9 protein-coding genes are annotated in these 9,501 nt (G+C 71.8%); 1 reads left to right on the top strand and 8 read right to left on the bottom strand.

Annotated elements, in window-relative coordinates; all coding sequences use genetic code 11:
- Positions 1–29: 29 nt before the first annotated feature.
- The 6 genes from nagB to ACFWEJ_RS23415 all read right to left on the bottom strand — a co-directional run bounded on the left by nagB (position 30) and on the right by ACFWEJ_RS23415 (position 6,360).
- Positions 30–809 (bottom strand): glucosamine-6-phosphate deaminase, encoded by a 780-nt coding sequence (nagB, locus tag ACFWEJ_RS23440; RefSeq protein ID WP_377231590.1) that lies wholly within the window; start codon positions 807–809, stop codon positions 30–32.
- A complete protein-coding gene (locus ACFWEJ_RS23435; protein ID WP_377231589.1) occupies positions 809–1,819 on the bottom strand; it encodes an ROK family protein in 1,011 nt (336 codons plus the stop codon). Before ACFWEJ_RS23435 ends, nagB begins: the two co-directional genes overlap by 1 nt.
- Positions 1,820–1,884: 65 nt before the next feature.
- The gene (locus ACFWEJ_RS23430) at positions 1,885–2,739 is read right to left on the bottom strand and encodes a carbohydrate ABC transporter permease (RefSeq protein ID WP_377231588.1); all 855 of its coding nucleotides are present in this window, start codon (positions 2,737–2,739) and stop codon (positions 1,885–1,887) included.
- Entirely contained in the window at positions 2,736–3,686 is a 951-nt protein-coding gene (locus tag ACFWEJ_RS23425) for a carbohydrate ABC transporter permease (RefSeq protein ID WP_377231587.1), read from the bottom strand. The genes ACFWEJ_RS23430 and ACFWEJ_RS23425 overlap by 4 nt, the downstream gene beginning before the upstream one ends.
- Positions 3,687–3,822: 136 nt before the next feature.
- A complete protein-coding gene (locus ACFWEJ_RS23420) occupies positions 3,823–5,115 on the bottom strand; it encodes an extracellular solute-binding protein (protein WP_377231586.1) in 1,293 nt (430 codons plus the stop codon).
- 90 nt (positions 5,116–5,205) lie between these two features.
- Positions 5,206–6,360, bottom strand: a complete 1,155-nt coding sequence (locus ACFWEJ_RS23415) for an ROK family protein (protein ID WP_377231585.1) — start codon at positions 6,358–6,360, stop codon at positions 5,206–5,208.
- Between the two features lie 404 nt (positions 6,361–6,764).
- Here ACFWEJ_RS23415 and ACFWEJ_RS23410 point away from each other — a divergent pair, with 404 nt between their 5' ends.
- A complete protein-coding gene (locus ACFWEJ_RS23410) occupies positions 6,765–7,643 on the top strand; it encodes a DUF4349 domain-containing protein (RefSeq protein WP_377231584.1) in 879 nt (292 codons plus the stop codon).
- Between the two features lie 102 nt (positions 7,644–7,745).
- Here the strand turns inward: ACFWEJ_RS23410 and ACFWEJ_RS23405 are convergent, their stop codons facing one another.
- Both ACFWEJ_RS23405 and ACFWEJ_RS23400 read right to left on the bottom strand, forming a co-directional pair.
- Positions 7,746–8,150, bottom strand: a complete 405-nt coding sequence (locus tag ACFWEJ_RS23405) for a RidA family protein (protein WP_377231583.1) — start codon at positions 8,148–8,150, stop codon at positions 7,746–7,748.
- A gap of 32 nt (positions 8,151–8,182) precedes the next feature.
- The gene (locus ACFWEJ_RS23400; protein ID WP_377231582.1) at positions 8,183–9,400 is read right to left on the bottom strand and encodes an alanine racemase; all 1,218 of its coding nucleotides are present in this window, start codon (positions 9,398–9,400) and stop codon (positions 8,183–8,185) included.
- Between the last annotated feature and the right edge of the window lie 101 nt (positions 9,401–9,501).

Below are 9,501 nucleotides of genomic sequence, written 5' to 3'. Positions count from 1 at the left end.
CCCGGGTGACCTGAGCGTCTGACACGTGGCTACAGGCCCTGCCAGGCGGGCTTGTCGGCGTAGGTCTGCCGGTAGTAGTCGCCGAGCTGGAGCCTGGAGGCTGCCGCGTCGTCGACCAGCACGGTGGCGTGCGGGTGCAGCTGCATGATCGTGGCGGGCCACATCGCCGAGATCGGGCCCTCCACGAGCTGGTGCACGGCCTCGGCCTTGGCCCGCCCGGTCGCCAGCAGCACCAGGTGCCGCGCCGACATGATCGTGGCGAGACCCTGCGTGAGGCAGTGCCGGGGCACGTCGTCGAAGGAGCCGCCGAAGAACCGGGCGTTGTCCTCCCGGGTCTGCTTCGTCAGGGTCTTGATCCGGGTGCGCGAGGCGAGCGAGGAGCCGGGCTCGTTGAACGCGATGTGCCCGTCCGTGCCGATGCCCAGGAGCTGCAGGTCCACGCCCCCGGCGTCCGTGATCGCCTGCTCGTAGGCGGCGCACGCCGCGGGCAGGTCCTCCGCGAGCCCGTCGGGACCCTGGACGGACCCGGCGGGCAGGTCGACGCGGGAGGCGAACTCCTTCTCGATCACGTTGCGGTACCGCTCGGGGTGGTCCGCGCTCAGGCCGACGTACTCGTCGAGCATGAACGCCCGGGCCCGCGCGAACGAGAGCCCCTCCTTGTGCCGGGTGGCCAGCTCGTCGTACACCGCCAGGGGCGAGGACCCGGTGGCCAGCCCCAGCACGGTCTCCGGGTTGGCGCGCAGCAGACCCTCCACGGCGTCCGCCGCCAGCCTCGCCAGCTCAGCCGCCGGCGCGATCACGACCTCCATCAGCTCCTCCTCCCCAGCACCGCGGCGCCCACCGCCGCGACCGGAACGTGCGTCGGCGCCAGCCTGACCCGGTCCGCCAGCTTCAGCGACCCGAGGAACGACGACACCTTGGCCTGCTCGCGCAGCGCGTCCTGCACCGCGTCGAGCAGCTCGGTGCCGAGCAGCGCGACGCCGCCGCCGAGCACGACGTGCCGCACGTCGGTGGCGAGCACCAGCAGGCGCACGGCGGACGCCGTCGCGGACGCGAACCGGTCCTTGACCGCGATCGCCTCCTCGTCGCCGGCCCGCGCCGCCTCGAACAGCTCCACCGGGGCGGGCTTGCCGTACCGCGACGGCCACGCCGCCTCCAGCGCCTTGCCCGACGCGAACCGCTCCAGGCAGCCGCGCTGACCGCACGGGCACTCCGGCCCGAGCGGGTCCACCGGGATGTGCCCGATCTCGCCGGCCGCGCCGCTCGCGCCGCGGCGCAGCTCGCCGTCCAGCACCAGGCCGGACGCGAGGCCCGTACCCAGGGCGAGGAACGCGAGGTCCTCGTGCTCCGGCGCGCCGCCGGTCCCGCCCGCCGGGCTCTCCGAGCGCTCCAGCACGTGCGCGGCGCCGACGGCGGCCACGTTGAGGTCGTTCTCGACCACCACCGGCACGCCGCCCAGGGCCAGGGAGAGCAGGTCGGCGAGCGGCAGCTCGTCGTCGTGCACCCCCAGGTTGACCGCGTGCTTCACGGTGCCGGAGACGTGGTCGACGATGCCGGGGATGCCCAGCCCGACGCCGACCACGGCCGCGAGCTCCACCCCGCCGGACTCCACCACGTCCCGCACCGCCTGCGCCGCGCCGGCGACCAGGCCCTCGGCGCCGTGCACCGTGGACCGGCGCACCGTGGCGACCACCTCGCCCGCCGGGTCGAGGAGCGCACCGAGGATCTTGGTGCCGCCGATGTCGAGGCCGACCGTGTACTCGGGCGCGCTCCCGCTCACCGACCGGGCGCCACCCTCCCGCTTGCCGACCTTTCCCATCCCGACCTTTCGCTTGCTCGACCTACCCGTGGAACTGCCACTGCCGGACTTCCGCCGACCGCCCATCAGCCCTTCACCGCGCCGGAGACCAGCCCGCCGGTCATCCGGCCCTGCACGATGAGGAAGAAGATCACCGCGGGGATGGCGATGAGCACCGACGCGGCCATCACCGCACCCCAGTTGGTGGCCTGCGTGGCCTGCACGAACGTCCGCAGCCAGAGCGGGAGGGTCATCGCGTCGGGCCGCTGCATGATCACCAGCGCCATGACGAACTCGTTCCACGCCTGGATGAAGGCGAACACGCCGGTGGCCACCAGGCCCGGCGCGAGCAGCGGGAACGTGACCCGCCAGAACGCGCCCACCCGGGAGCACCCGTCGATCATGGCAGCCTCCTCCAGCTCCTTGGGTACACCGTTGACGAATCCGCGCAGCGTCCAGATGGTGAACGGCAGCACACCGGCGGCATACACGATGGTCAGGCCGATGATGGTGTTCAGGAGCTGCCAGCCGTCGACGATCCGGAACATCGAGATGATCATCGCCTCTCCCGGGATCATCTGGACGACCAGGATCAGCACGATGAACGTCCGGCGGCCCTTGAACTGGAACCGGGTGAGGGCCAGCGCCGCGACGAAGCCCACGACCAGGGTGATGACGAGCGTCAGGAACGTGGCCCCGATGGAGTTCGCCACGGCCGGCGGGAAGGGTGCCCGCACCTGGCCGAACATCGCCGAGCGGTAGTTGTCGAGGGTGAACACGTCCGGCGTCGGGAAGAACGCCAGGTTCTCGCCGCGGATCCGGTTGTTCGGCAGGAACGACGTACTGACCATCCAGTACACGGGGAACGCCGACAGGGCGAAGACGATCACGGCGATGACGCCGTACCCGGTGTCGGCCAGGCGCTTACGGATCTTGATCACTGCTCGTCCTCCCGCAGCGTGCGGCGCACGTAGGGATAGGCGATGGCCAGCATGACGACGACGAAGACGACGCCGATCGCGCTCGCCAGGCCGTAGTGCCCCTGGGCCATGCCCATCTGGTAGATGTAGACGCCGATGGTGTTGGTCAGCTCACGGTCGCCGCCGATGTCCTGCAGCACGAACACCTGGGTGAACAGCTTCAGGTCCCAGATCATCGACAGGACCACGAGCACGGTGATGATGCTGCGCACGTAGGGCACCTGGATGAGCCGGAAGCGCTGGAACGCGCTCGCGCCGTCGAGCTGCGCCGCCTCCATGACCTCCTCCGGGACCTGCGTCAGGCCCGCGTACAGCGTGAACGCGACGAACGGCACCGCGCCCCACACGACGATGCAGGTGAGGATCGTGAAGAACGACAACGGGTTGAGCAGCCAGGAGTAGCCGAACCACCGGTCCCCGGTGAGCGCCGTGAGCAGGTTGTTCACCACGCCGTACTGCGTGTCGAAGATCCAGCCCCACACGGTGGTCGCGGCCAGCGACGGCATGGCCCAGGCCAGCAGCAGGCCCACCGACACCAGGAGCCGCAGGGCCTTTCCGACCCGGATCATCAGCAGCGCCACGAGCATGCCGAGCACCATCGTGATCACCACGAGGACGACCATGAGCACGAAGCTGCGCAGCAGGACGGTCCAGAAACCGTCCACGTCGGTCAGGATCGTCACGTAGTTGTCGAGCCCGACCCACTCGGCGGGCATGCCCATGAGCTGGGCGCGCTCGTACTCCTGGAACGACATCACGACGAGGCGCAGGACGGGGTAGCCCGTCAGCACACCGAGCAGGATCATCGTGGCCGAGAGCATCAGCCACGGCAGGTAGGGGGTCCGGTTCTTCTGCCGGATCTCTTGGTGGGGCGCGGCCACCGGTGGGTCGAGAAGTGTGGAGCTCATGTCCTGTCTTCCTGCGAGGCGCACGACAGCCGCGCTCCGCGTGGGAGCGGCCGACGGCGTCAGACGGGCAGTGGTGTCCCGTCCCGCCCGGGATCCTGAGGTCACCGGGCGGGACGGGAAGTCGTGCTGACGACGATCAGCTGTTGAGGATCGCCTCGATGTCGGCGTCCAGCTTCTCGGCAACCGTCTTCACGTCGTCGCCGGCGGCGATCCGCGAGAAGGCGGTCTGCAGCAGGCTCTGCGACTCGACGTCGGCCCACTTCGGGGAGGCCGGCGTGAGCTTCGCGTTGGCAGCGGCCTCGGCGGCGGCCTTGCCGATCGAGGTCGACTGGTCGACCTTCTCGAAGAGCGAGGTCTTGGCCGGGAACAGGCCGATGCCGGCGAGGATGGACTGGTACTCGTCGCTGAGCAGGATCTCGTAGGCGCTCATCGCGAGGTCGGGACGGGCCGACTTCTGCGCGATGGCGATGTTGGAGCCGCCGGCGAACACCTGCGCGGCGCCGCCGTCCTTGCCCGGCAGGGCGATGCCCTGGAGGTCCGAGCCGTAGGTGGAGGCGCAGCCCGGCACGCCGTCCGGGTCCTCCGGCTTCTCGGGTGCGTTGATGGACCACTGGATCCAGCTCGGCGCCGAGAGGAAGGCGACCTTGCCCTCGCAGAACGGCACCTGCAGGTCGGTCTCCTGCGCGTCGGACGGGGCGTTGTTGCCCTTGGTCATGATCGTCTGGATCTGCTCCAGGCCGGCGAGGCCGCCCTCGGAGGAGAAGCCGGCGTCCCACGTGCCGTCCTCGGCCTGCTCGGCGACGTAGCCGCCGTTCTCCCAGATGAAGGGCAGCGCGTTGTACCAGTCCTGACCGGGCCAGTACACGCCCGACAGGTCGTCCGTCTTCAGGTCGACGGCGGTCTCGACGTACTCGTCGAGCGTGGTCGGCACCTTGGTGTCGCCCAGGACCTGCTCGGAGTAGAAGACCACGCGCGAACCCGAGTAGTACGGCAGGGCGTAGTGCTTGCCCTCCCAGTCGCCGGCCTCGACGAAGCCCGGGAGCAGGTCGGAGCCGCCCAGCGTCTCGAACTCGTCCGCGGTGATCTCACGGAAGTAGCCGTTCGAGGTGAACGCGGCGGCCTGCGTGTTGCCGATCTCGACCACGTCGGGGGCGTCCGAGCCGGCCAGCGCCGTCGTGTACTTGTCGACGAGGCCGTCCCAGGCCTGCTCCTCGATCGTGAGGGTGCTGCCCGGGTTCTCCTCCTCGAAGGTCTTCTTGAGGTAGTCGCGCGCCTCGGGGGGCGTGTCGGTACCGACGAGCCAGACCCGGACCTCGCCGGGGCCGGTCTCCTCGGGGGCGGCAGCGCCGCCGGCGTTACCGCAGGCGCTGAGCGCGAGCGTCAGGGTGATCGCCGACGCCGCAGCGCCGACGAGACGGTTGTTCTTCACGTGTGGGTTCCTCCCGGGATACGACCGTGTGTCGCGGAACAAAGGGAAAGCTCGATGGGATGCCCACCGCCCACGCGTGCGCACTGATGCTCACGAGACCCCCAGCTGGGCGGAAAGCACGAGGACGGCGGCACCCGCCAGCACCACGTCCTCGTCGAGTGCGGCCATCCGCAGCTGCAGGCCGGTGTTGATGGCCGGCATGGTCCGCTGTCGGATGGTGTCCAGCGCAGCCTCGCGCAGGGGGCCGTCGAGCAGGTCGCGCGGACCGCTCAGCAGCACCTCCGTGAGGTTGAGCGCGCTGACGACCGGGGCGAGGGTCACGCCCAGCACCCGGCCGGCCGACGCCAGGGCGGCGTCGGAATCTTCTGGGCTCTTGTCCGCGACCGCGCGCCGCAGCGCCGGCACGGAGAGCACCGTCTCGAGGCAGCCCACACGCCCGCACGCGCACGGCTCGCCGTCGTCGACCACGGTGACGTGGCCGATCTCGCCGGCGGCGTCGCGCTGGCCGTGCACCCGCACGCCGTCGACCACCACGCCCGCGCCGACGCCCGCGCCCACGGTGACCACCAGCATGCTGCCGGTCGCCCCGCCGTAGGTGAACTCGCCGAGCGCCGCGGTGTTGGCGTCGTTCGCGACGTGCACGGGGAGGCCCAGGCGCTCGCCCAGGATCTCCGCCAGCGGCACGTCGTACCAGCCGCGGTTGGGCGCCTCGACGACGCGCCCGTCCAGGGTGATGATGCCGGGGGAGCCGACGCCGACGCCGATCACGGGGTGACCGGCCGCCGCGACGAGCCGCCGGACAAACCGGGTGAGCAGGTCGACCAGCTCGTCGCCCGTGCGCCCGTCGATGTCGAGCTGGCGGCGCACCATGATCTCGCCGGTGAGGCTGAGCACCGCGCCGCGCATGTGGCCGTGCTCGGTGAGGTCGACCGCCACGATCTGGTAGGCGTCCGTGCGCAGGCCCACCAGGATCGCGGGCTTGCCCACGCGCTGGCCGGGCCGCGTGCCGAGCTCCTCGACCAGGCCCTCGGTGATGAGCACCGAGACCAGGTCGGAGATCGTGACGCGGGTGAGCGAGGTGGCTCGTGCGAGGTCGGCCCGGGAGGTGGGCCCCTCGTGGAAGAGGTGCTGGAGCACCAGGGACCGGTTGTGCGCCCTGGCGTGCTCGGGAAGCACCTTGGACGTCGCGCGCAGCCGTGCCCCGAGCCCTCGCCCGGTGCCGCTGCGTTCTGTCGCCGTCGCCATGTTTGTTAGTAGACCTCCTTAACAGAGTCCCTGTCCATTGCCCGGTATGACCCGTAACAAGACTGTTACTTGGGTCACGCTGCTCCTGGCGTGGGACACACCCTGTTCGACGTGGACGGATTACTTCACGTGCCTGACGAAACCGAGCCTGCCGCACGCGGGCGCGAGGAGCACGGCGTGACCGGAACGTGATCAAGAACCGCGCATAAGCGATGAAAAATCGGGTCACCGGGGCCACAAGTTCACAAAGGGATCACAGTTCTCAGGTGAGGCGGCTTCCGGCACTTCCTGGCTCCTACGCTCGTCCCATGATGCGCAACCGGTCTGCCCTGGGGGACGCGGGCCCGCCCGCGCGCCGACTCGTCCACGCACTATTGGCAACAGTCGTCGGGGGCGCGCTCGCCGTGTCCCTGGCAGCATGCTCGGGCGGCGGAGCCGGGGACTCCAGCGGCTCCGAGGCGGCGACCGGCGGCGACGGCGCACGCAGCGAGCTTGCCGCGCCCGACGCCGCGACCGACGCGGCAGCCGGCGCCATCGGCGTCGCCGAGGCCCGCGAGGAGGCCGTCGACCGCGAGCTCATCACCACCGGCAGCGCGACGCTCGTGGTGGACGACCCGTTCGGCGCGGCCGAGAAGATAGCCGACCTGGTCGAGGATGCGGGCGGCCGCGTCGAGGCCCGGGACGAGCGGGCCGAGACCGACGACGAGCTGGGCAGCGCGTCGATGACGCTCCGCATCCCCGCCGACCGCGTCTCGGCCACGCTGGACGCGCTCGACGAGCTCGGCGACGTGCGCGACCGGCACGTCGAGACGGTGGACGTGACCGGCACCGCGCAGGACCTCGACGCCCGCATCGAGGCGCTCCGCACCTCGACCGACCGGCTGCGCGAGCTCATGGCCGACGCCGACCGCACCGCCGACCTCATCGAGATCGAGGCCGAGCTGGCGACGCGTCAGGCCGAGCTGGACTCACGGGTGTCCGAGCGGAACCGGCTCTCGGACGAGGTGGCGATGTCCACCCTGCACGTCGAGATCGTCGCGGAGGGCACGCCGGCGGCGCAGGCCCGGCCCGGCGGCTTCGTCGGTGGCCTGTCCGCGGGGTGGAGCGCCCTGGTGAGCACGTTCAACGTGGTGGTCCTCGTGCTCGGCGCGATCACGCCGTGGCTCCTGCTCGCCGGCCTGGTGCTGCTGGCGGTGGTCGGCGTACGCCGGCAGGTCGCCAGGGCCCGGTCCACCGGCCCGACGCCGCCGCCCGCCGACCCGGAGCCGGCCCCGGCGGACTGACCCCGCCCACACGCCCCGCCTCGCCTGGCCCCGCCCACAACACACCACGGCCCTGACCCGACGAACCGCATTCGTCGAGTCAGGGCCGTGGTCCGTGCCGGGTCAGTCGGTGATCGCGAGCGCGTCGATCTCCACGAGCATCTCCTCGCGCGGGAGCCCCGTGAACACGGTGGTGCGGCTCGGCAGCACGCCGCCGGGGCAGTGCTTGGTCACGAACTCGCCGTAGGCCTCGTTCATCGTTCCGAAGTCCTCGCGCTTGGTGAGGTAGACCCGCAGCATCACGACGTCGTCGAACGTCGCGCCGCCGGCCTCGACGATCGCCCGGACGTTCTCGAGCGTGCGGGTGGTCTGGGCGGCCACGTCGCCCAGATGCACGTACTCGTTCGTCGCCGGGTCCATGGGGCCCTGGCCCGAGACCTGCACGAACGGTCCCTTCCGCACGCCTTGGTGGAAGGTGTGCGCGGGCGCCGGGGCGTCCGGGGTCGAGATGGCGGTCTTCGCGGTCATCTGGTTCTCCTTGCGGGTATCTCGGTGGTGGTTCAGAAGCTCAGGGTGACCTGCTCGGCGACCTCGTCGCCGCGGGTCACCAGGGCGGTGCGGTACTTGTCGAGCGTGGTGCACGGGTGCGAGATGCCGAACCCGACCACGTCGCCGGGTCGGAGGGCGCCGTCGGCCCCGCCGTCCGCCGCCGCGTCGAGCGACAGGTAGGCGTGCTGGTCGTTGAGCGCGGTCACGGTGACGCCGGACAGCTCGCGGGCCTCCCCCAGCCGGCCGTCGGCGTCGGCCGGGCGCACGACGAGCGGCGTCGGCAGGTCGATGTCGAACGAGACGTCGCGGCGGCCCATCCCGCAGATGACCAGCCCGGGCTCGGGTGCGGACAGCACCGAGGCCCAGACCGTGATCGCGGGGCGCAGCGGCTCGGCGCCCAGGCGGGTCCACGGGTCGGTGCGGAGGTAGTGGCCGTGGTCGTGGGTCACGTAGGCGCCGGACCGGAGGACGACGCGGGTCGGGACGGGCGCGCCGTCGGCGGCCGTGAGCGGCTCCCCGAGGCGCTGTGTCACGACGTCGGCGAAAGCGCTGCCGCCAGCGCTCAGCACGACGGGCCCGTCGACGAGGTCCGCGACCTGCGCCCCGGCGTCCCGCAGCCCGTCGCACCAGCGGCCGACGGCGGCCAGCTCCTCGGCGCTGGTCCCGCCGGCCACGGGACCCTCGTAGCCGGCGATGCCGACCAGGCGGAGCCCGGCGTCGTGCACGCGGCGCGCGAGCGCCACGGCGTCGGCCACGGTGCGTACGCCGGTGCGGCCGCCCGGGACGCCGAGCTCGACGAGCACGCCGAGCCGCGCGGCGACCTCGGGGGCGGCGCCGGCAAACCCGGCGGCGAGCAGGTCGACGCCGCGCGCGGAGTCGGCGTAGACCCAGACCTCGTCCGCGGTGCCGTCGCCCAGCGCGCTGCGGAGCCAGGCGATCTCGCGGGGGTCCACGAGCTCGTTGGCGAGGAACGCCCGGCGTCCCGCGCCGGGGAGGCCCCAGCCGAGCGTCGTCCGGAGCTGCGCGGGCGTGGCCACGGTGGCGCCCCATGCCCCGGCGGCGACCTGCCGTTCCCAGATCTGGCGCGACATGTGGGTCTTGACGTGCGGTGCGTGCTCCACGCCCGCGGCGGAGAAGGCGCCCGCGACGGTGGCGATGTTGTGGTCGAGCGCCGGCTCGTCGAGGGTCAGCAGGGGCCAGGAGAACCGGGGGTCGTCGATGCGCAGCACGCCCCCATCTTGCCGTGCGCGCCGAGGTGTCGATGACCTGGTCCGGCCGCCGGTCTGGTCGCCGATCCCCTTCGAGGCCCGGCTTTCTCCGCTTTCAGGCC

This window comes from Promicromonospora sp. NPDC060204 (assembly GCF_042728455.1).
GTDB lineage: Bacteria > Actinomycetota > Actinomycetes > Actinomycetales > Cellulomonadaceae > Promicromonospora.
This window is presented reverse-complemented; position numbering and strand designations above follow the sequence as displayed.

Excerpts from the sequence above, each read along its gene's own strand:
- nagB (WP_377231590.1), bottom strand. The coding sequence starts at position 809 with ATGGAGGTCGTGATCGCGCCGGCGGCTGAGCTGGCGAGGCTGGCGGCG.
- ACFWEJ_RS23435 (WP_377231589.1), bottom strand. The coding sequence starts at position 1,819 with ATGGGAAAGGTCGGCAAGCGGGAGGGTGGCGCCCGGTCGGTGAGCGGG.
- ACFWEJ_RS23425 (WP_377231587.1), bottom strand. The coding sequence starts at position 3,686 with ATGAGCTCCACACTTCTCGACCCACCGGTGGCCGCGCCCCACCAAGAG.
- ACFWEJ_RS23415 (WP_377231585.1), bottom strand. The coding sequence starts at position 6,360 with ATGGCGACGGCGACAGAACGCAGCGGCACCGGGCGAGGGCTCGGGGCA.
- ACFWEJ_RS23405 (WP_377231583.1), bottom strand. The coding sequence starts at position 8,150 with ATGACCGCGAAGACCGCCATCTCGACCCCGGACGCCCCGGCGCCCGCG.